The following is a 20,940-nucleotide window of genomic DNA, read 5'->3' as shown; positions in this document are numbered from 1 at the left end:
CGGCGTGGCGGGGAGGATCCCGGCCATGGGTGTTCCGGAGGTTCGCGGACCGTTCGTGGGGACCAGCGCCGTCGTGGTGCGCGACGGAGCGGTGCTGCTGGGGAGGCGGAAGGGCGCCCACGGCGCCGGCGAGTGGTCCTTCCCCGGGGGCAAGGTCGACCCGGGCGAAGCGCCGGAGGACGCCGCCGCCCGGGAGCTCGCCGAGGAGACCGGGCTGCTCGCCACCGGGATCACGACGATCTCCTGGACCAGCGACGTCTTCGACGACGAGGGCCTGCACTACGTCACCCTGCACCACCTGATCACCGCCGACGGCGAACCCCGGGTCCTCGAACCCGACAAGGTCGAGTCCTGGACCTGGCACCCCTGGCACTCCCTCCCCGCCCCGCTGTTCACCCCGGCCCGCTCCCTGGTCGAAACCGGCTGGCGCCCACCGGAAACCCCGGGCAACGGGCGGTGATCGACACCCGGGTCGATCAGCTCCGGGGACCGCGCTGTCGCTGGCGCGCGACTCCGACCGGTGTGCCTGACCACCGAGGCGGCGGCCCGCAGCTTCGGGCCGCGGCCCTTCACCGTCCCGCTGCGGAACCGGATCCGCAGCACCTTCCGCGGCTGATCAGAGCTTGGTGAGCGGGACGCTCCCGATGAGCATGAGCTTGACCGTGCCGGCCGTGCCGAAGTCGATGGTGGCCGTGGCCCGAGGGCCTTCGCCGTCGGTGGCGACCACCGTGCCGAGGCCGTACTTGTCGTGGGTGACCTTGTCGCCCGCTTCGAGCTTGAGGGCGACCGTGTCCTTCCAGCCCTTCATGCTGGTGCTGCGCATGCCGCGCTCGGCCAGACCGGCCTGGGCCGAGTCGCCGCCGGTGCGGTCGAAACCGCCTCGGCTGCCCCAGGTGCTGCGGACCTGCGGGGCGGCGCGCTCGGGCTCGATGCGGCGCCAGTGCATCAGCTCCTCGGGGATCTCGGTGAGGAACCGGGATGCCGGGTTCGTCATCGGCTGCCCCCACGCCGAGCGCATCATGGCGCGCGACAGGTAGAGCCGCTGGCGAGCTCGGGTGATGCCGACGTAGGCCAGTCGCCGCTCCTCGGCGAGCTCGGTCGGATCGCCCAGCGCCCGGTTGTGCGGGAAGACGCCGTCCTCCCAGCCGCCGGAGAACACCACCGGGAACTCCAGGCCCTTGGCGGTGTGCAGGGTCATGAGGGTGACCAGGCCGTCGCCGGTCTCCGGCAGCGAGTCGGCGTCGGCGACCAGCGAGACCCGCTCCAGGAACGCCGCCAGCGAGTCGTCGGCCAGCGGGTCTTCGAGGACGTCGTCCGCGTCGTCCTCCGCCGCGGGCGTCACCCCGGACACCACGGCCTCCGCCGACGGCGAGACCTCGGCGTCGACCGGCAGCGGCGCTCCCGCGCGGGCCTCGGTGAACTCGCGGGCGACGGTGATCAGCTCGGTCAGGTTCTCCAGCCGCGTCGCGTCCTGCGGATCGTCGCTGGCCTCCAGCTCGCCCCGGTACCCGGTGCGCTCCAGGACCGTGTCGAGGGTCTCGGCGACGTCGTGGTCCGCGGCGACCTTGTGCAGCTCGTCGAGCAGCTCGACGAAACCGGAGATCGCGTTGCGGGCGCGGGTGTTGAGCAGCGGGACCTCACCGGCGGCGGCCCGTCGCAGGGCGGTGCCGAAGGAGATCCGCTCCTGCTCGGCGTGCACCGCGACCACGGCCTCCGCGCGGTCGCCGATGCCGCGCTTGGGCACGTTGAGGATGCGGCGCAGGCTCACCGTGTCGTCCGGGTTGTCCAGCACCCGCAGGTAGGCGAGGGCGTCGCGGACCTCGCGGCGCTCGTAGAAGCGGACACCGCCGACGACCCGGTACGGCAGGCCGAGGCGGATGAACACCTCCTCGAACACGCGCGACTGGTTGTTGGTGCGGTAGAAGACGGCGATGTCGTTGAACGTGGCCTCGCCCTGGTCGACGAGCTTGTCGATCTCACCGGCGACGAAGGCGGCCTCGTCGTGCTCGTTGTCGGCGACGTAGCCGACGATCGGCTCGCCGTCACCCGCGTCGCTCCACAACCGCTTGTCCCGCCGGTTCGGGTTGCGCCGGATCACGGCGTTGGCGGCCGACAGGATCGTCTGCGTGGACCGGTAGTTCTGCTCCAGCAGGATGCTGCGGGCCTGCGGGTAGTCGCGCTCGAACTCCTCGATGTTGCGGATCGTGGCGCCGCGGAACGCGTAGATCGACTGGTCGGCGTCACCGACCACGCACAGCTCCGCCGGTTCCACGCCGCTCTCGGTGGAACCGGTGCCGACCAGCTCCCTGACCAGGGCGTACTGCGCGTGGTTGGTGTCCTGGTACTCGTCGACGAGCACGTGGCGGAAGCGGCGGCGGTAGTACTCGGCGACCGCCGGGTGCTGCTGCAGCAGCTCGACCGTGCGCATGATCAGGTCGTCGAAGTCCATCGCGTTGGACTCGACGAGCCTGCGCTGGTAGGCGGCGTAGACCTGGGCGACCTTGCGCTCCACGTCGTTGCCCGCCTGCTGCGCCGCGTCCTCCGGCGTGATCAACTCGTTCTTCAGGTTCGAGATGTTGATCGACAGCGTCCGCGCCGGGTAGCGCTTGGAGTCCAGGTCCTGCTCACGGGCGATCATGGTGATCAGCCGCTTGGAGTCGTCGGAGTCGTAGATCGAGAAGTTCGACGACATGCCGAGCGTCTTGGCCTCGCGGCGCAGCACCCGCACGCACATCGAGTGGAACGTCGACACCCACATCACGTTGGCCCGGCGACCGACCAGGTCGGCGACGCGCTCCTTCATCTCGGCCGCGGCCTTGTTGGTGAAGGTGATGGCCATGATCTGGCCGGGGTGCGCACCGCTGGCCAGCAGGTGGGCGATGCGGTTGGTCAGCACCCGGGTCTTGCCCGATCCGGCGCCGGCCACCACCAGCAGCGGCGAGCCGGTGTGCGTCACGGCATCGCGCTGCTGCGGGTTGAGCCCAGCGAGCAGCGCCTCCGGGTCGGGTCCGGACCGGCCGCGCGAAGCGGAGGACTGCACGGGCTCGTCGCCCTGCCATTCGAGATCGAGAGGGGTGCTCATCGTCGAACCACGTTACCGAACCCCCCGGACAGAACCCGAATCTCCCGATCGCGCAACACGATCAAGACCTCCACCACCTGTCCGGGTGAAAGCGTCCAGCAGGTGGGACGGGGTGCCCAGGCAGTGGATCGGGGTCGGGGGTTGTGGCAGACTGGTGGTGTGCAGACGCAGCAGTACGAGTTTTTCTACGAGCCCGGGACTCCGGCGCCCGTAGCTGCGTGAGCTCGAAAACCACTACGACGCCCCGGGGTCCTCGGACTCGGGGCGTTTCGCGTTCCGGGACGGGAACGGGGCCGGATCCGGAGGATTACGTCCGATGAACGCCACTGTGGACGGTGACCAACCGCAGTCCGAGAAGCCCTCGACTGAACGGGCTGCAGAGGCCATCAGCAACTTCCGCGAAGAGATCGACCACCTCGACGCCGAGATCCTGCGCCTGATCAAGCGCCGGGCCGAGGTCTCCCAGCAGGTGGGGCAGGCCCGCATGGCCGCGGGCGGCCCGCGCATCGTCTACAACCGCGAGATGGACGTGCTCGCCCGCTACCGCGAGCTCGGCCCGGAGGGACGCGAGATCGCCATGATCCTGCTCCGCCTCGGCCGGGGCCGGCTGGGCCACTCCTGACGTGCGCCGCGGGCGCCTCCGGCCTGGTCGGAGGCGCCCGCGGTCGGCGTCACACGGCGTGGTCGGCGGCGAGGTCGCGCTCCCGGGTCTCCGGTGCACGGAACACCGCGACCAGGGTGACCACGCAGCACAGCGCCACGTAGATCGAGATCGGCAGCGAGGAGTCGAACGCGGCCAGCAGCGCCGTCGCGATGATCGGCGCCAGCGAACCCGCCACGATCGACGCCAGCTGGTAGCCGATCGACGCGCCCGAGTAGCGGACCCGGGTGCCGAACAGCTCCGCGAAGAACGCCGCCTGCGGCCCGTACATCGCGCCGTGGAACACCAGGCCGACGGTGGTCGCGAAGGTGATCACCCAGAACGACTTGGTGTCGAGCATCGTGAAGAAGAAGAACGCCCACACGCCCGTGCCGACCGTGCCCAGCAGGTAGATCGGCCGCCTGCCGAACCGGTCGGACAGCGCGCCCCAGATCGGGATGCTGATGAAGTGCAGCACCGAGGCGATCAGCGCCGCGTTGAGCGCGACCCCGCGCGGCAGGTCCAGGAACGTGGCCACGTAGGTGAGCACGAACGAGGTCAGCACGTAGTAGACGACGTTCTCGGCGAACCGGGCGCCCATCGCCGTGAGCACCTCGCTGCGGTAGCGGCGCAGCACCTCCAGGATCGGCGGCTTCTGCTCGGCGCCGCTCTCCTCCGCCTTGCGCTGCGCCTCCAAGAACACCGGCGACTCGGCGACGGCCAGCCGCACCCACAGCCCGATCAGCACCAACACGCCGGAGAGCAGGAACGCGACCCGCCAGCCCCAGGCCAGGAACGCCTCGTCGGACTGCACCGCCGCCAGCACCGCCAGCACCGCCGTGCCGAAGACGTTGCCCAACGGCACCCCGGCCTGCGGCCACGACGCCCAGAAGCCGCGGCGCTCGCTGGAGCCGTGCTCGGAGACGATGAGCACCGCACCGCCCCACTCGCCGCCGATCGCGAAGCCCTGGACCAACCGCAGCGCGGTGAGCAGCAGCGGAGCCAGCACGCCCACCGACTGGTAGGTGGGCAGCAGGCCGATCGCGAACGTCGCGGCACCCATCATCACCAGGCTGAGGACCAGCAGCTTCTTCCTGCCGATCCGGTCGCCGTAGTGGCCGAAGACCAGGCCTCCCAGGGGCCGGGCGATGAAGCCGACCGCGTAGGTGATGAACGCGAGCAGGGTGCCCATCAGCGGATCGCCGGCCGGGAAGAACAGCTTGTTGAACACCAGCGCGGCGGCTGATCCGTAGAGGAAGAAGTCGTACCACTCGACGGTGGTGCCGACGAGGCTCGCCACCACCACGCGGGTGGTCGACGATCTGCTGGGAGCGGACTCGGTGGTCATGGCTGCGTCCTCCTTGACGGGCCGGTGTTCACCTCGGGACTTGCCTGGTCAGTTCGCCGTCCAGCCGCCGTCCATGGACAGCGATGCTCCGGTGATCGACGTGGTGCCCGGCCCGCACAGCCAGGCCGCGAACTCGGCGACCTCGTCGGGTTCGACCAGCCGCTTCACCGGGGTGCGGGCCAGCAGCACGTCCTCGGTGACCTGCGCCTCGGGCACCCGGTGCAGTCGGGCCTGCTCGGCGACCTGGCGCTCCACCAGCGGCGTGCGCACGAACCCCGGGCACAGGCAGTTGGAGGTGACGCCGTGCGGAGCGCCCTCCAGCGCGATCGTCTTGGACAGGCCCTCGATCGCGTGCTTGGCGGTGACGTAGGCGCTCTTGAACGGCGAGGCGCGCAGCCCGTGCACCGACGAGATGTTGATGACCCGGCCCCAGCCGCGCTGGTACATGCCCGGCAGCGCGGACCGCACGATGCGGAACGGCGACTCGACCATCACGCGCAGGATCGCGGCGAAGACCTCCGGCGGGAACCCCTGCACCGGCGCGACGTGCTGGAACCCGGCGTTGTTGACCACGACGTCGGCGCCTTCGCCGAGGTCGTCGGCGTTGCCGGGATCGTCGAGATCGACCACCCGGGCCGTCGCGCCCAGCTCGTCGGCGAGCGCGGTGACGGCGTCGGCGGCCTTGTCAGCGGCGATCACCTCGGCTCCCGCCGCGACGAATCGCCTGGTGAGAGCGGCTCCGATGCCGCTCGCGGCCCCGGTGACCAGGACCCGCTTGCCGTTCAGATCGAGACCCGTTCGCTCGCTCATAGCGACAGAACCTAGGCGTGACGACGATCTCGAACCAGAGGTGATTCACAACCTTTTCGAACCGATCGGCAAATCAGGGGGATCCCCCATATCGGACAGGCCTCGTCAAGGAGCAGACTGGTGCCATGGGCATGGTTATCGGTCTGGTCGCACTCCTGGTGACGCTCGCCGCGGTGATCGCGGCTGCGGGGCACGCCGGCTATCTGGCGATGCTGACCTCTGCTGCGAAGAAGCGTCCGGGTGGGCAGCCGGCTGCCGACTTCGCCAAGAAGCGCTACCCGATCGCCGGCGTCGGCCTGGGCGTGACGCTGCTGGCACTGCTGATCAGCAACGGTGAGTCCGTGGGCGCGGACGTCTTCGCGACTCTGCTCGGCCTCGGCGGCGGCGTCGGCTCGCTCAAGGCGCTGCAGAGCACGCAGAGCCGCTTCCGCAAGGGAGACTTCTGACCATTCACGCCTGAACTCGCTTTGCTCTGCGGTGCGGGTAGCGGAACCTGAGACGCCGCCCGGACTCCGGGCGCCACTCCTGATGCATGCCAATACGCGGCGTCCTCGCCAGACGACGTCTCAGAACCCGCGGCGGTGCGGGTTGCGAAGGTGGTCTCAACGCCTCGCGGCTGCGCCGCTGGCGCGCAGTCGCACAGTTCGTGGCCGCCTCCGCATCTTCGGTCCGCCTTTCGGTGACGTTCGTTCGAGTGGTCGCACGGTGATATCACCCGTTCGGTGCATCAAGAGCGCCGTTCGGAGTACCGATCTCTCCGACGCGAAGCTCGCCGTGAACCACTTGCGGGTTGCAGAAAGTCGAGACCTCCGATGCACAGCGGCAGAACCATCGGCTGGAGCGGCCGACTCGATTGGCCGCCGCCGGCACCCACACCGTCCGCGGAGCAGAACCCGACCCCGGGCCGGCACCGCAGGACCGACACCAGCGCCGCCTGGGCGCAGATCCCACCGCAGCGGACCGGACCCGAGGAGTCCGCACCCCGCGTGGTGATCGATCCGCTGACCGACACCGCGCCCGTGGGCGGGCTGCACAAGTTCGACCTCGGCATGGTGCCCGCCTCGGTCACCCCGCCTCCGAGCTGGCGCCGCGCGGCGTGGTTCGCGATCGCCTCGTCGGTAGCCGCGCTGGGCGGTCTGGTGTTCGCCACGACGCTGGTGTCCAACCACACGACCCGCATCGAGGGCCTGGAGCTGCCGAGCATGCCGCGCGGCGGCGCGTACCCACCGCTGACCCGCGACCCCTACTTCCTGACCGGTGACCCGACGCGGCCGTCGGTCGCGAGCAGCACCGCCACGTCGCCGGGCCGACCGAACCAGCTGGCGGCAGGGGTGCTGCCGACCGGGACGTCCGAGCCGACCGCGCCCGGCGAACCCGCCGGTGACGAGCCCGGCGGCGACGAGGAGTCCGGCACGCCCGGCACCGGAGCACCCGGCACGGGAACGCCTCCCGGATCGAGCAGGCCGCCCACCACCGAGGCGCCGCAGCTGCTGCAGCTGACCGACACCGAGGGGATGCAGCGCACCAGCGAGCAGTACTACGGCGCGATCTCCAGCGGCGACCTGCCCGGCGCGTACGCGATGACCACCGGTCCGCTGCGCGCCGAGGGCTACGAGTCCTTCGCGGCCCGCTACTCCTACGCGACGCGGGTCGAGGTGCTGCAGGTCTACGTGACGCCGACGAGCACCGCGCACACCGTGCGGCTGACCTTGCCCGACGGCTCGGAGCGCGTGGAGCGCCGCGTGCTGCGCTACGAGATGGCCGAGACCCCGATGATCTCGTCGGACGAGCGGATCTCCTGAGCACGGACCGTGATCCACTGCTCCGTTCGTGATCTTCGGGGCCACCCCTTCCGGTGATCTATCTGAAAAACCTTCCCATTCGAGCGGAAGGCGGGTACCTCTTCACGCCGTGGAGCACGCCAGAGAGCGCACGACCTTCGACGACACCGTCACGGTCGCCGAGCTGATCCGGCGCGGCCCGCAGACCCCCGAGCAGGCCGGCCTGGCCGACGAGCTCGCGGGCTCCGACGCCGCACCCACCGGCAACCGGCAGGGCGGGCTGGTCGTGCTCACCGCGCTCGGCGTGCTGCTGCTGATCTCCGCCGCCGGGGCCGCCGCGCTGATCATGGCCAAGCCCGCGCAGCTCCCCCGCCCCACCCACTCCGCAGCCGCGATCAGCGGACTCCCCGCGCTGCGTCCCGACCTGGTGCTCGAAGCGACCTGGCCCTTCGGCGGCAACGGCGGGTACTCCGCGGCCGCGGAGAGCGCCGGCAACGCCTCCGCCACCGAACCGGGCGACGCCCACCTGGCCAACCCCGCAGCGGGCAGCGCGAGCACCACCCTGGGCCTCGTCGAGGACTTCTACGGTCGCGCGCAGGACTCCCCGGACCGGATCGGCGAACTGCTCGCCCCCGAGCTCGGGCAGTCGACGGAGCTCACCCGGGCGTGGAGCGCAGTCGACACCGTGCGGCTCACCGAGCTGCGGCTGGAGCGGGACGGTTCGGTGAGCGCCCGGGTGGAGGCGACCTACCCGGGCGGGCGCACGGTACGGCTGGACCAGCACCTGCACGTCTCCCCGGGCCCGCTGCCGCGCATCGTCTCCGCCGAGTTGCGCAGCGCACGGCAGGTCCAGCCGGGCTGAGGAGCACAACAATGCGGCAACGACCCGCACCCCCGCCGACCCGGTCCCGTCAGGACCGCCACCGCCGGTACCGTGGCGTGAGCCGGTAGGTGCTGAGGGTCACGAACCCGGAGCGCCCGGCGGCCCGGAACCGGATCACCAGCGAAAACGCCTGTGAGAAGGGCCCGGATCACCGCGGCTTCCGGCCCGGGCGGCGTAGCCTCGAAACCGGTCCTACCGATCTTTTCGACTTCGGACCTACGCCCTCACGGCGTCGGCTAGGCTGCCGTATCGCGGTTCGGTAGCAACCCGAGTCGTGCTTTGAACGTGTACTTGTGGGGGGCCAAAGCCGGTCCGCCTAATCCGCCGGTGTTCGGTGGGGCAACGTCCGGGATTCCCGGGGTGCGGCCGCCGCTGGGCATCGATAGCAGTACGGGGAGACGTCGGTGAGCGACGAAGGTCGCCTGGTCGCCGGACGCTACCGGGTGCAGCGACGCATCGGCAGTGGCGCGATGGGCGTGGTGTGGGAGTGTGTTGACGAGCGCCTGCACCGCACCGTTGCGGTCAAGCAGTTGCTGTTGCAGCCCGGTCTTGATCCGGGAGAAGCCGAGGAAGCGCGGCAACGGGCAATGCGAGAGGGCCGGATCGCGGCCCGGCTCCAGCACTCGAACGCGATCTCGGTGTACGACGTGGCCGAGGACGAGGGGCAACCGGTCCTCGTCATGGAGTACCTGCCGTCGACGAGCCTGGCAGCGATGATGTCCGACCACGGCCCGCTGCCGCCGCGCGAGGTCGCGCGGATCGGTGCGGAGGTCGCGTCGGCTCTCGGTGCCGCGCACGCCGCGGGTGTGGTGCACCGCGACATCAAGCCGGGCAACATCCTGCTCGGCGACAACGGCCAGGTGAAGATCACCGACTTCGGCATCTCGCGGGCCCAGGGCGACGTGCAGGTCACCAAGACCGGCATGCTCGCCGGGACGCCCGCCTACCTGTCGCCGGACGTGGCGATGGGCCAGGAGCCGACCCCGGCCTCGGACGTGTTCTCCCTCGGAGCCACGCTCTACGCCGCCATCGAGGGCCACCCGCCGTTCGGCCTCAACGAGAACACGCTGGCGCTGCTGCACGCCGTGGCCGCGGGCAAGATCGAGCCGCCGCAGCAGGCGGGCCCGATGGCCCAGCCGCTGATGGCGATGATGGCCGCCCGCGTGCAGGACCGGCCGGACATGGCGCAGTCCCGCGAGATGCTGCAGGCCGTGGCCGACGGCGGTTCGGTGAACTCCATCCCCACGATGGCCGCGCCGATCCCGCCCGCCCTGGCACCGGAGGCCCCGGACAACGCGACGAGCGTGATGGGCTCGGGCGCCGCGGCGGGCACCACGGTCGCCTATTACGAGGACGACCCGTACTCCGAGCGGCCCTACGAGGACGCCACGTCCTACATGGGCGCCGACACGCGTGCTGACTCGGCCGCCTACGAGGAGCCCCGGCGCAGCAAGCGCCCGGTGATCATCTCGGCGATCGCGCTGGTCGCGGTCGCGGTGATCGCGGTGCTGGTCACCTCGGCGCTGCGCGGTCCGGAACCGCCGCCGCAGCGGCCGGCCAACCAGCAGACGGAGGCCCCGCAGGCCCCGCCCCCGCCGCCGGAGACCACCACCGAGGAGGAGACGAGCACCAAGCAGACCCGCACCTCCACGCGGGAGACGCAGAGCTCGTCCGAGGAGGCGCCCACCTCCGCCGAGGAACCGACGTCCACTCCCAGCGAGCCGACGTCGAGCGACGACGCGCCGACCTCGCAGCGGCCGACCCGGACCAGCACGAGCCCGAGCGGCAGCGTCACCACGCAGTGAGGTAGACCCGATCCAGGTCAACGTCCCGCGGCCGGAGTGCTCATCGACAGGTGAGCGCCCCGGCCGCGGGCGCATTTCGGCCCCGGGGTGCCGCCTGGAAGGCGTGGCCCAGTAACGTGGTTGCGGGCGTGACACCGTCGGGTGAAGCCGGCAGCGGGGAGTCGTTCCGTCCTCAGTGCAAACGAAAAATCAGGCAGTCCTTAGACAGGCGAGCCCCGTCGGGCGAGCCAGTACCAGGAGACACCGGTGAGCGCCGAAGGTCGTTTGATCGCGGGCCGGTACCGCTTGCAGCAAAAGATCGGTAGCGGCGCCATGGGCGTGGTGTGGAAGGCCGTGGACGAGCGCCTCCACCGCACGATCGCCGTCAAGCAACTGCTGCTGCAGCCCGGTTACACCCCCGAAGAAACCGAGGAAGCACGTCAGCGGTCGATGCGCGAGGGCCGCATCGCCGCCCGGCTCCAGCACCAGAACGCCATCGTGGTGTTCGACGTGGCCGAGGACGAGGGCCAGCCGGTGCTGGTCATGGAGTACCTGCCCTCGACGAGCCTGGCCGCGGTCATCGACGAGCAGGGCGTGCAGCCGCCGATGCGGGTGGCCCGCATCGCCGTCCAGGTGGCCGGGGCGCTCGCCGCCGCGCACATGGCCGGCATCGTCCACCGAGACCTCAAGCCGGGCAACATCCTGCTCGGCGAGAACGACCTCGCCAAGATCACCGACTTCGGCATCTCGCGCGCCATCGGCGACGTCGCGGTCACCAAGAGCGGCATCCTCGCCGGCACCCCCGCTTACCTGGCCCCGGAGGTCGCGCTGGGCCGCGACCCGGCGCCCGCGTCGGACGTGTTCTCGCTGGGTTCGACGCTGTACGCGGCGATCGAGGGCGGCCCGCCGTTCGGCACCGACGAGAACGCGATCAGCCTGCTGCACCGGGTCGCGCGCGGCCAGTTCGAGCCGCCGCGCCAGGCCGGGCCGATGACCCCGGTGCTGATGCAGATGCTGTGCCCGGACCCGGTTGACCGGCCGACGATGGCGCACACCCGCGACCTGCTGCAGGCCGTGCTCGACGGACGCCCGGTGCCCAACGCGGCTCCGGGCGCCGGTGCGGGCTGGCAGCGCCAGCAGCAGGCTCCCGCACCGGCCCAGCACGGTGCCGGTCCGACGATGGCGTACCAGGGCGGCATGGGCGGCGGCGCGAACCCGCCCACCCGCGTGGGTGCCGCCGGTCCGGTGGCCGCCGCCGCTCCGCCGCGTCGCGGTGGCAAGCAGGTCGCGCTGTGGATCGTGGCGATCGTGGTGGCGATCCTGGTGGGCGTGCTCGCCGCGAACGCCTTCGGCTCCGGCTCGCAGAACCAGGGCGCCCCGTCGTCCGCCCCCGTGCCGCCGCCGGCCGCGCCGCCCGCGCCGACGAGCTCGGCCACGCCGACGACCACGAAGTCGTCGGCACCGACGAGCAGTCACGCCCCGACGTCGAGCGCGACGAGCACCAACAAGCAGGTGACCAAGGAAGAGCTGGTCTCCACGGTCAAGAAGTACTACAAGCTGGTGCCCAAGGACCTCGACGAGGCCTGGGAGCTGCTCGGGCCGAGCCTCCAGTCGCAGGGCAAGGAGCGCTACCAGGCGTTCTGGAAGCAGATCGACGACGTCAAGATCATCGGTGAACCGGTGCAGTCCGGCGCCAACGTCGTGGTCACCCTGCAGTTCACCAAGGACGGCAAGAAGAGCACGGAGATGCACGTCCTGGGCATGGTCGCCAACACCGACGGCGACGCCCTGATCAACACCGACAACCGGAGCTGATCAGACCGCGATCTCGGTCAGGCAGTCGATCAGGGACCGCGCAGCGGGCAGGTCGGCGACGGCTTCGCGGACGGCGACGTGGAGGCGGCGGACGGGCTCCGGGTTGGTGACCGGGCGGATCTCCACGTCCGGGTGCACCACGTTCAGCCCCAGCTGCGGCACCAGGGCGACGCCCAGGCCCGCCGCGACGAAGCTCTGCGCGGAGTAGGTGCTGTCGGTCTCCAGCGCGACGCGCGGGGTGAAGCCGGCGCTGGCGTAGGCGTCGAGGAGCAGCCGCGAGCAGATCCCGCCGCTGGTCACCGCGCTGTTGATCCAGGAGTCGTCGGCCATCTTCGCCATGTCGACGCTGTCCTGCTCGACCTGCGGGTGGGAGCGGGGCAGCACCACGCGGTACGGGTCGTCGGCCAGGTGCACCAGCCGCACGCCGTGCCGCTGCGGCACCGCGTCGCCGAGCACGATGACCGCCAGGTCCGCCTCGCCGGCGACGACGTCGTCGAGCAGGCCCTCCTCCTGCAGCTGCAGGTCCAGCTGCACCTCGGGGTGCTCGGCGCGGAACTTGGCGACCGCCTGCGGGATCAGGCCGACGGCCGCGGTGGTGAAGAACCGCACGCGCAGCAGCCCGGTCCGGCCCGCGCGGATGTCGGCGAGCTCGACCTCGGTCTCGTTGAGCACCTCGGAGATCTGCCCCGCCCGCTCCGCCAGCAGCGTGCCCGCCGGGGTGGGGCGCAGGCCGCGGCCGGCCTTCTCCAGCAGCGGGGTCCCGGCCTCCTTCTCCAGCGTGGACAGCTGCTGGCTGATGGCCGAAGGGGTGAACCCGAGGTTGGACGCGGCGGCGCTCACCGAACCGCTGGTGACCACCGCGCGCAGGACCTGCATCCGCCTGACGTCGAGCATGCCGCCGATTCTACAGCATTCCTTAACGGTTCGTTGAGATTAATTCGCTTGTCCTTACGCCTCGGCTTTTGCAAGCTGGTCTCAGCAACTCGACGGCACTGGGGAGCAGCGATGAACAACCCGACCAGCTATCTGCGACTGGGCGCGCTCGCGCTCTTCTGGGGAGCGAGCTTCCTGCTGATCAAGCTCGGCCTCGAAGCCCTGTCACCGACGCAGATCGCGCTGGGCCGCATCGTGCTGGGCGCGCTGACCCTGCTGGCCATCTGCGCGGTGCGCGGCCTGCGCATCCCGGGCGACCGGAACCTGTGGCGGCACATCGCCGTCGCCGCCGTGTTCGCCAACGCGCTGCCGTGGGTGCTGCTGGCCGTCGGCGAGCAGAGCGTCGAGTCCGGACTGGCCGGCGTCCTCAACGCGACCACTCCGCTGTGGACGGTGCTGTTCGGGCTGCTGGCCGGGCGTGAGGCGCTGCCACCGCGTCGCGCCGCCGGGCTGCTGATCGGATTCCTCGGCGTGCTGGTCATCTTCGCCCCCTGGCAGGGCGGCGCGATGCTCGGCTGGGGCGTGCTCGCGTGCGTCGCCGCGTCGGCGAGCTACGGCATCGGATTCGTCTACACAGGACGGTTCATCACCGGGCGGGGCGTACCGCCGCTGGCCCTGGCGACCATGCAGCTCACCGCCGCGATCGGGTTCTCGCTGCTCGCGCTGCCGATCGACGGGCTGCGGATGGTGCACTGGGATCCGGTGGCGCTGCTGGCGGTCCTCGCGCTCGGCGTCGTCGGCACGGGCATCGGCTTCGCGCTGAACTACCGGCTGATCGGCGACGAAGGAGCCACCACGGCGTCCACCGTCACCTACATCATGCCGATCTTCTCGGTGCTACTCGGCTGGCTCCTGCTCGGCGAGCAGCTCCCGTTCCGCGTCCTGCTCGGCATGGCCGTGGTCCTGCTCGGCGTCGCGCTGACCCACCGCAAGAGCTCAGGCCCCTCGATCGCCACCCGCCTCTGGACGGCCATCAACCGAGCCTCCCACCTCTACGCAGACCTGGCCACGAACCACCCGATGAAGTGACAAGCCCTCCAGCCCAGCACCCGGGACGTCACGCGACGTCCCGGGCTCCGTCACAGCTTTCGAATTTCGCGCGAAATTCGACCCCGAACTTCCGCCCTCGAATTTCGCGCGAAATTCGAATGGCCGGAGCCCTGAACTGCGAAGACACGCCCGGGTGTGGGGGGATTCGAATTTCGCGCGAAATTGGAGTGCTGCGAGACCGTGCGGAAGCTGCGCGAGGAGCACGACGAGCTCAGACCAGACGCCGGTCCGAGGCCCAGCGGGAGAGTTCGTAGCGGTTGGAGAGCTGGGTCTTGCGCAGGACGCTGGAGACGTGGGTTTCCACGGTCTTGACCGAGATGAACAGCTCGGACGCGATCTCCTTGTAGGCGTAGCCGCGCGCCAGCAGCCGCAGGACCTCCCGCTCCCGCCGGGTGAGCAGGTCCAGCTCCGGGTCACCGACGGGTGCCGCGTTCGGGCCCTCGGAGAAGGCGTCGAGGACGAAACCGGCCAGGCGCGGCGAGAACACCGCGTCCCCGGCCTTGACCCGGGAGATCGCGTCCACCAGCTCGTGCCCGGAGATGGTCTTGGTGACGTAACCGCGGGCGCCGCCCCGGATGACCGCTATGACGTCCTCGGCCGCGTCGGAGACCGACAGGGCCAGGAAGACGATCTCGCTCTTGTCGTCGCCGGACCGGGCGCGGACCTGCCGGAGGACTTCGGCACCGCCGCCGTCGGGCATGTGGACGTCGAGCAGCACCACCTCGGGCCGGTAGTGGCCGATGCCGGCCACGGCCTCGGCGACCGAGCCCGCTTCGCCGACCACCTCGACGGCGTCGGCGGCGGCGAGCTCGGCGCGCACCCCGGCGCGGAACAGCGCGTGGTCGTCGACGAGGAACACCCGGACCGGGCCGGACTCCTCGGTGGCTTCACCGGTCACAACATCCTCCGCAACGTCGTTTCCCCTGGCAGACTACGCTTCACGCCGCCGACCTGGGCATTTCCATGGCCACCTCGGTGCCCTGACCGGGCGAGGTGCGCACCGTGACCTTCCCGCCGTGCCGCTGCACGCGGCCGCGGATCGAATCGGCCAGACCGTGCCGGTCGTCGGGAACGGCGTCCGGGTCGAACCCGGCACCGCGGTCGCGCACGAACACCGACACCAGTTCCGGCTCGACCTCCGCGTAGGCGCTGACCTCGCTGACCCCGGCGTGCTTGGCCGCGTTGACCAGCGCTTCCCGGGCCGCGTTGAGCTGGGCGGTGAGCCGGTCGTCGACCTCGCAGTCCCCGACGACGACCTGCTGAACGGTGATCGCGAAGTGGTCCTCCACCTCACCGCAGATCCGGGCCACCTCGGCGGCGAATGTCCCCTTGCTCGCCACCTCGGTCTCGGCTCCGTACCCGTCCGGGCCGTAGAGCCAGCCGCGCAGCTCGCGCTCCTGCCCCCGGGCGAGCCTGCGGACCTCGCGCTCGGAATCGGCCTGCTTCTGGATCAGCGCGAGCGTCTGCAACACCGAATCGTGCAGGTGCGCGGCGATCTCGGCGCGCTCCTGGGAGCGGATGCGGTTGGCCCGCTCCACGTTGAGGTCGCGCACCAGGCGCACCCACCAGGGCACGGTGAGCACGGCGACGCCGACCAGCGTGGCGCCGGAGGCGAGCAGCCCGGTCGGCAGCGCGTCCAGCGAGGTCGTGCTGCCCACCAGCAGCGCCATGCCGAGCACCACCAGCACCGCGCCGGACAGGACGCGGATCCAGGCGCTGCGTGCGCCCGATCCCAGGAGGGCGCCCGCGACCCCGGAGCGGGCTCCCTGCCGCCAGCGGCGGCGCTGCGAGTCGTCGGCTTCCCGCCACACGACGGCCGCGCCCACCAGGGCGACGACCAGCGGAACGGTCAGCCAGGCCGGCATCGACAGCACGGCGCCGAAGGCGACCAGCGCACCGACGCCGAGCAGCACGATCCCGAAGCCCTGCTGCCACTCCTGCCTCGTCGCCGGGCGCGAGCCACCGCCCTGCGGGACGAACGCCCACAGCAGCGCGTAAGCGAGGATCCCGGCACCGCCCAGGGCCGAGAGGATCGCGAAGGTCATCCGCACCCACAGCACCCGGACCCCCAGGTGCTCGGCCACGCCCGCGCTCACCCCGGCCAGCAGCCGCCCGTCGCGGGTCCGGCGCAGCGGCGGGTGAGCGGGGTGCACCTCGTCGGCGGAGGAACTCACCACGTTCAGCCGGTCGGTCCGCACCGGGTTCACCTTGTGCTGAGCGCGCGGAGTCTTCTCGTCGGGGGCCATCACGTCATCGATGGTCACACGGTCGAGGGCCGCCGGGCATCAGGGACTGCCCTGACAAACCCGGAAACGGGCGGGTTCCGGGTCGCACTCAGGGGCGTCCCCGATACCCGCGAACCGCGCCGGATCGGATAGTGGTCGGTATGAACAGCACGCAGCAAGCCGGTGGTGTCGAGGCCACCGTGCGCGACTTCTGGGCCACCCGGCCCGTCCGTCCGACCGCCGGGAGCAAGGCGGCGGGCGTGTCGGCGGCGATCGGGCGGCGCTACGGCGTCGACCCGATCCTCGTGCGCGTCTCCTTCGTGGTGCTGACCTGCTACGGCGGCGCCGGCATCGTCCTGTACATGCTGGGCTGGCTGCTGTTCCCGAAGGAGGCCGCGCCGCTGCCCGGCCAGACGACGCCGAGCCGCGAACCCACCCGGACCTGGATCGCGGCCGTGCTGGTGGTCCTGCTGTTCCCCGGGATGCTGTGGATGATCAACTCGATGGCGGTGCTGGGGCTGGCCGCGGGTCCGATCGCGCTGTACTTCCTGCACCGCAACCAGGGCGACCGCCAGGTCACCGGGACCGAGAACCCACCGCCGCAGGCCACGCCGACCGGCGAGAACACCTGGGTCTACCCGGGAGTGGCGCCGCAGCAGCAGACCCCTCCCGCGTGGGACCCGCTGGGTGCCGCGCCGTTCGCGTGGGACCTCCCGGAACCGCACGAGCCCGAACCGCCGGAACCCGAGCACCGACGCTTCCGCTGGTACAACCCGGCCGCGCTGCTGGTCACGTTCGTGTGCACGACGGTCATCGCGTCGCTGGGCGCGCCGGCCTACTTCGTGCTGGCGACCGCGCTCGGGCTGCTGGGCGCGGCGATGGTGATCGGCGCGTTCCTGCGCGTGGGCCGCTGGCCGATCGTGATCGCCGTGCCGCTGACGATGATCGCGCTGCTCGCCTCGGTGGTGCACCAGGGCCGGATCAGCGACGTGGACGTCGAGGACTTCAGCGTCGGCGACGTGCGGTTCGCCCCCGCTTCAATCTCGGGGGTGTTGCCGAGCTACGAGCGCTCGGCCGGAACGATCGACCTCGACCTGTCCCAGCTGCAGATCAGCAGCGGCCAGGTCGTGCGCACCGGCGCCCACGTGGGCGCGGGTCACGTCCAGATCCGCGTTCCCTCCACTGTGGACGTCCGGGCCGAGTGCCGGGCCGACGTGGGCGAGGTCGACTGCCTGAACCGGTACGCCAACGGCCGGGACCTGCGCCAGTCGATCACCGACCAGGGCCCGGACGGGCCCGGCGGCGGCGAAATCGTGCTCACCGCGACGGCGGGCACCGGAAACGTGGAGGTCATCCGTGACTGACGAGAGCAAGCCCTACGACGGACCCGACCCGATCCTGCTGATCGCGGGCACCATCTCGGCGATCATCGCCGCCGCCGTCGCGCTCGACCTGGAGAGCCAGCTGCAGTGGATCCTGGCCGGCGCCGCGGTGCTCGTGGGGGTCGTGCTGCTGGTCATCTCGCTGCGCAAGCGAAGCGACTGAGATTCCCAGTTGTGCCGCGTTTTTCGCGGCCGACGGTGAACTTCCCCGGGAATTTTTCCCGTTCCTGCTCCGAACGCCGATCTGTACTCTTCCAAAACTCGCCAACCCCACCCGGGTGCGGTTCCGGTCTGCTGATACTGCGGTCTTGATCGATCCGAACAGCGTTGCTCCCCACAATCCCCGCAAGGAGCTGCCATGACCAGGAACCGCGTGCTCGCCGGCGGTGCCGTGCTCGCCCTGTTCGCCTCGCTCCCGGCCGCCGCCGCGGCGAACCCGGGCGAGGCGCCGAAGGACGTCAAGCCGCGCGCCGAGGTCTTCTTCGACGACTTCTCCGGTAGCGAGCTCGACCGCTCGAAGTGGCAGGTCGAGGTGACGGGCGAGAACTTCGGCACCGTCAACAACGAGCAGCAGGCGTACGTCGACTCGCCTGAGACGATCTACATCGACCACGACGGTGGCACCGGTGCCCAGAACGGCGCCTTGGTGCTGCACCCGCGCTTCAAGCAGGGCTTCCAGGCGCCCGACGGCGGCACCTACGACTTCGTGTCGGGCCGGGTGAAGACCGAGGACAAGTACGAGTTCACCTACGGCAGCTACTCCGCGCGCATCAAGCTGCCGGAGAACGCCACGGCTTCCGGTCTGTGGCCCGCCTTCTGGTCGCTGGGCACCAGCATCAACGAGGGCAAGCCGTGGCCGGCGTGCGGCGAGGTCGACGTGATGGAGCACGTCGGCGAGCCGTGGACGAGCTCGGCCATGCACGGCCCCGAGTACAACGGCAACACGCCGATCACCCACCAGCAGAACTTCGAGGGCAAGGACCCGGCCGACTGGCACACCTACCGGGTGGACTGGACGCCGGAGGGCTTCACCTTCTTCCTCGACGACACCCAGACCTACCAGGTCACCAAGGCCGAGTTCGACGCCAACGGCTGGACCTGGGTCTTCGACGACCCGCAGTTCATGATCCTGAACTTCGCCCTCGGCGGCCAGTACCCGCAGGGCGTCAACGGCGTCACCGAGCCCTACCCGGGCCTCCCCCAGGAGAGCGTCGACAAGGTCAAGGCAGGCACGGCCCGCTACCTCGTCGACTGGGTCAAGGTCGAGCAGTGAGGCAGGGAGTGGATTCACCACTCATCTTGCTAGGCGGTGCGGGTAGCGGAACCTGACACGCCTTCTGGCTCCGGGATCCGAGACTGATGTATGCCCAATACACGGCGCTACGGCTGTCCTCCCGAGAAGACGTGTCAGAACCCGCGGCGGTGCGAGCTGCGAGGGTGGTCATCACGCCTCGCGGCTCCGCCGCATGCGCCTGATCGAAAACCCAGGGCTGCGCGAAAAAGGTCCCTCTGATCTGGTCAGAGGGACCTTTTCAGCTCATTCCCACTCGATGGTGCCCGGGGGCTTGGACGTGACGTCCAGGGTCACCCGGTTGACGTCGGAGACCTCGTTGGTGATGCGGGTGGAGATCTGCTCCAGGACGTCGTAGGGCAGCCGGGTCCAGTCCGCGGTCATCGCGTCCTCGCTGGACACCGGCCGCAGCACGACCGGGTGGCCGTAGGTGCGGCCGTCACCCTGCACGCCGACGGAGCGGACGTCGGCCAGCAGCACCACCGGGCACTGCCAGATGTCGCGGTCCAGGCCGGCGGCGGTGAGCTCCTCGCGGGCGATGGCGTCGGCGGCGCGCAGCGTCTCCAGCCGACCCGGGGTGACCTCGCCGATAATGCGGATGCCCAGGCCGGGGCCGGGGAACGGCTGCCGGTGCACGATGGTCTCGGGCAGGCCGAGTTCCAGGCCGACCCGGCGGACCTCGTCCTTGAACAGCGCGCGCAGCGGCTCGACCAGCGAGAACTGCAGGTCTTCGGGGAGCCCGCCGACGTTGTGGTGGCTCTTGATGTTGGCCGCGCCGGAACCGCCGCCGGACTCCACGACGTCCGGGTAGAGGGTGCCCTGCACCAGGAAGTCGATGTGGTCGCCCTCGGCACCGGCTTCGGCCTGCAGGTCGCGGGCGGCCTGCTCGAAGACGCGGATGAACTCGCGACCGATGATCTTGCGCTTCTCCTCGGGGTCGGTGACCCCGGCGAGCGCGCCCATGAACCGGTCGACGGCGTCGATGGTCACCAGCCGGACGCCGGTGGCGGCGACGAAGTCCCGCTCGACCTGCGCCCGCTCGCCCGAGCGCAGCAGGCCGTGGTCGACGAACACGCAGGTCAGCTGGTCACCGATGGCGCGCTGGACGAGCGCGGCGGCGACGGCGGAGTCCACGCCGCCGGACAGGCCGCAGATCGCGCGGCGGTCGCCGACCTGCTCGCGGATCGCGGCGACGGTGTCGTCGACGATGGACGAGGTCGTCCACTGCGGGCGGATACCGGCGATCTCGTGCAGGAAGCGGCGCAGGACCTCCTGGCCGTGCGGGGAGTGCACGACCTCGGGGTGGTACTGCACGCCCGCCAGCCGGCGCTCGACGCTCTCGTACGCGGCGACCGGGGTGTCCTTGGTGCCCGCGGTGACCTGGAAGCCCTCGGGGGCCTTGCTGACCGAGTCGCCGTGGCTCATCCACACCGGGTGGTGGCCGGGCAGTTCGTTGTGCAGCCGACCGCCGTCACCGCTGATCTCGACCTCGGTGCGGCCGTACTCGCGGGTGCCGGTGTGCTCGACGGTGCCGCCGAGCGCGGCGGTCATCGCCTGGAATCCGTAGCAGATGCCGAACACCGGGATCCCGGCGTTGAACAGCTCGGGATCCACCTGCGGCGCACCGTCGGCGTAGACGCTGGAGGGGCCGCCGGAGAGGACGATCGCCGCAGGATTGCGGGCGGCGATCTCGGACACCGGGGTGTCGTGCGGCACGACCTCGGAGTAGACCTGCGCCTCGCGCACGCGCCGAGCGATCAGCTGGGCGTACTGGGCGCCGTAGTCGACAACGAGAACAGGCCCGTTGGCGCTGTTGCTTGCGGAACCGGACACGTGGTCGCCGACCTCCTTGGCCATCGCAGTGCGGTCCGGTCATTGTCGCAGGTAACGAAGGCCACAACCGCATCGACCCAGGG

18 protein-coding genes are annotated in these 20,940 nt (G+C 70.8%); 11 read left to right on the top strand and 7 right to left on the bottom strand.

Going from position 1 to position 20,940, the window contains the following annotated elements; all coding sequences use genetic code 11:
* The first annotated feature begins 25 nt into the window (after positions 1-25).
* Entirely contained in the window at positions 26-460 is a 435-nt protein-coding gene (locus KBO27_RS03495) for a nucleotide triphosphate diphosphatase NUDT15 (protein ID WP_210968474.1), read from the top strand.
* Positions 461-616: 156 nt separating this feature from the next.
* Here the strand turns inward: KBO27_RS03495 and KBO27_RS03490 are convergent, their stop codons facing one another.
* Entirely contained in the window at positions 617-3,082 is a 2,466-nt protein-coding gene (locus tag KBO27_RS03490) for a UvrD-helicase domain-containing protein (protein ID WP_210968473.1), read from the bottom strand.
* A 316-nt stretch (positions 3,083-3,398) separates the two neighbouring features.
* Here KBO27_RS03490 and KBO27_RS03485 point away from each other — a divergent pair, with 316 nt between their 5' ends.
* Entirely contained in the window at positions 3,399-3,704 is a 306-nt protein-coding gene (locus KBO27_RS03485) for a chorismate mutase (protein WP_210968472.1), read from the top strand.
* A gap of 49 nt (positions 3,705-3,753) precedes the next feature.
* Here KBO27_RS03485 and KBO27_RS03480 read toward each other — a convergent pair whose 3' ends face one another.
* Both KBO27_RS03480 and KBO27_RS03475 read right to left on the bottom strand, forming a co-directional pair.
* Positions 3,754-5,070, bottom strand: coding sequence for an MFS transporter (locus tag KBO27_RS03480; RefSeq protein ID WP_210968471.1), 1,317 nt, complete (start codon positions 5,068-5,070; stop codon positions 3,754-3,756).
* Positions 5,071-5,118: 48 nt separating this feature from the next.
* The gene (locus KBO27_RS03475; protein WP_210968470.1) at positions 5,119-5,880 is read right to left on the bottom strand and encodes a 3-hydroxybutyrate dehydrogenase; all 762 of its coding nucleotides are present in this window, start codon (positions 5,878-5,880) and stop codon (positions 5,119-5,121) included.
* 125 nt (positions 5,881-6,005) lie between these two features.
* On the opposite strand from KBO27_RS03475, the gene KBO27_RS03470 reads away from it, so the two are divergent.
* From KBO27_RS03470 to KBO27_RS03450, 5 genes are all read left to right on the top strand, one after another.
* Complete coding sequence (locus KBO27_RS03470) at positions 6,006-6,326, top strand: hypothetical protein (protein ID WP_372448816.1); 321 nt, start codon at positions 6,006-6,008, stop codon at positions 6,324-6,326.
* Positions 6,327-6,692: 366 nt separating this feature from the next.
* Positions 6,693-7,682 (top strand): hypothetical protein, encoded by a 990-nt coding sequence (locus KBO27_RS03465; RefSeq protein WP_210968469.1) that lies wholly within the window; start codon positions 6,693-6,695, stop codon positions 7,680-7,682.
* Positions 7,683-7,791: 109 nt separating this feature from the next.
* Complete coding sequence (locus KBO27_RS03460) at positions 7,792-8,523, top strand: hypothetical protein (RefSeq protein WP_210968468.1); 732 nt, start codon at positions 7,792-7,794, stop codon at positions 8,521-8,523.
* 425 nt (positions 8,524-8,948) lie between these two features.
* Positions 8,949-10,349 (top strand): serine/threonine-protein kinase, encoded by a 1,401-nt coding sequence (locus KBO27_RS03455; protein ID WP_210968467.1) that lies wholly within the window; start codon positions 8,949-8,951, stop codon positions 10,347-10,349.
* A gap of 246 nt (positions 10,350-10,595) precedes the next feature.
* Positions 10,596-12,143, top strand: a complete 1,548-nt coding sequence (locus KBO27_RS03450; protein WP_210968466.1) for a serine/threonine-protein kinase — start codon at positions 10,596-10,598, stop codon at positions 12,141-12,143.
* Here KBO27_RS03450 and KBO27_RS03445 read toward each other — a convergent pair whose 3' ends face one another.
* Positions 12,144-13,037, bottom strand: coding sequence for a LysR family transcriptional regulator (locus KBO27_RS03445; RefSeq protein WP_210968465.1), 894 nt, complete (start codon positions 13,035-13,037; stop codon positions 12,144-12,146).
* Positions 13,038-13,148: 111 nt separating this feature from the next.
* On the opposite strand from KBO27_RS03445, the gene KBO27_RS03440 reads away from it, so the two are divergent.
* On the top strand, positions 13,149-14,105 hold the full coding sequence (locus KBO27_RS03440; protein ID WP_210968464.1) for a DMT family transporter: 957 nt from the start codon (positions 13,149-13,151) through the stop codon (positions 14,103-14,105).
* Positions 14,106-14,337: 232 nt separating this feature from the next.
* Here KBO27_RS03440 and KBO27_RS03435 read toward each other — a convergent pair whose 3' ends face one another.
* On the bottom strand, positions 14,338-15,024 hold the full coding sequence (locus KBO27_RS03435; RefSeq protein WP_210968463.1) for a response regulator: 687 nt from the start codon (positions 15,022-15,024) through the stop codon (positions 14,338-14,340).
* Positions 15,025-15,064: 40 nt separating this feature from the next.
* Positions 15,065-16,390, bottom strand: a complete 1,326-nt coding sequence (locus KBO27_RS03430; protein WP_307870213.1) for an ATP-binding protein — start codon at positions 16,388-16,390, stop codon at positions 15,065-15,067.
* A 122-nt stretch (positions 16,391-16,512) separates the two neighbouring features.
* On the opposite strand from KBO27_RS03430, the gene KBO27_RS03425 reads away from it, so the two are divergent.
* From KBO27_RS03425 to KBO27_RS03415, 3 genes are all read left to right on the top strand, one after another.
* Positions 16,513-17,715 (top strand): PspC domain-containing protein, encoded by a 1,203-nt coding sequence (locus KBO27_RS03425; protein ID WP_210968462.1) that lies wholly within the window; start codon positions 16,513-16,515, stop codon positions 17,713-17,715.
* A complete protein-coding gene (locus tag KBO27_RS03420) occupies positions 17,708-17,896 on the top strand; it encodes a hypothetical protein (RefSeq protein WP_132679761.1) in 189 nt (62 codons plus the stop codon). Before KBO27_RS03425 ends, KBO27_RS03420 begins: the two co-directional genes overlap by 8 nt.
* 195 nt (positions 17,897-18,091) lie before the next feature.
* Positions 18,092-19,006 (top strand): glycoside hydrolase family 16 protein, encoded by a 915-nt coding sequence (locus tag KBO27_RS03415; protein ID WP_210968461.1) that lies wholly within the window; start codon positions 18,092-18,094, stop codon positions 19,004-19,006.
* Positions 19,007-19,270: 264 nt separating this feature from the next.
* Here the strand turns inward: KBO27_RS03415 and guaA are convergent, their stop codons facing one another.
* Positions 19,271-20,857 (bottom strand): glutamine-hydrolyzing GMP synthase, encoded by a 1,587-nt coding sequence (gene guaA / locus KBO27_RS03410; RefSeq protein WP_372448815.1) that lies wholly within the window; start codon positions 20,855-20,857, stop codon positions 19,271-19,273.
* Positions 20,858-20,940 lie beyond the last annotated feature (83 nt).

The sequence above is a fragment of the Saccharopolyspora endophytica genome, from assembly GCF_018070075.1.
GTDB classification, from domain to species: domain Bacteria; phylum Actinomycetota; class Actinomycetes; order Mycobacteriales; family Pseudonocardiaceae; genus Saccharopolyspora; species Saccharopolyspora endophytica.
Note: the sequence above shows the minus strand (reverse complement) of the source record. Positions and strands in the feature narration are given on the sequence as shown.

Excerpts from the sequence above, each read along its gene's own strand:
- KBO27_RS03495 (WP_210968474.1), top strand. The coding sequence starts at position 26 with ATGGGTGTTCCGGAGGTTCGCGGACCGTTCGTGGGGACCAGCGCCGTC.
- KBO27_RS03490 (WP_210968473.1), bottom strand. The coding sequence starts at position 3,082 with ATGAGCACCCCTCTCGATCTCGAATGGCAGGGCGACGAGCCCGTGCAG.
- KBO27_RS03485 (WP_210968472.1), top strand. The coding sequence starts at position 3,399 with ATGAACGCCACTGTGGACGGTGACCAACCGCAGTCCGAGAAGCCCTCG.
- KBO27_RS03480 (WP_210968471.1), bottom strand. The coding sequence starts at position 5,070 with ATGACCACCGAGTCCGCTCCCAGCAGATCGTCGACCACCCGCGTGGTG.
- KBO27_RS03475 (WP_210968470.1), bottom strand. The coding sequence starts at position 5,880 with ATGAGCGAGCGAACGGGTCTCGATCTGAACGGCAAGCGGGTCCTGGTC.
- KBO27_RS03470 (WP_372448816.1), top strand. The coding sequence starts at position 6,006 with ATGGGCATGGTTATCGGTCTGGTCGCACTCCTGGTGACGCTCGCCGCG.
- KBO27_RS03465 (WP_210968469.1), top strand. The coding sequence starts at position 6,693 with ATGCACAGCGGCAGAACCATCGGCTGGAGCGGCCGACTCGATTGGCCG.
- KBO27_RS03445 (WP_210968465.1), bottom strand. The coding sequence starts at position 13,037 with ATGCTCGACGTCAGGCGGATGCAGGTCCTGCGCGCGGTGGTCACCAGC.
- KBO27_RS03440 (WP_210968464.1), top strand. The coding sequence starts at position 13,149 with ATGAACAACCCGACCAGCTATCTGCGACTGGGCGCGCTCGCGCTCTTC.
- KBO27_RS03425 (WP_210968462.1), top strand. The coding sequence starts at position 16,513 with ATGAACAGCACGCAGCAAGCCGGTGGTGTCGAGGCCACCGTGCGCGAC.
- KBO27_RS03415 (WP_210968461.1), top strand. The coding sequence starts at position 18,092 with ATGACCAGGAACCGCGTGCTCGCCGGCGGTGCCGTGCTCGCCCTGTTC.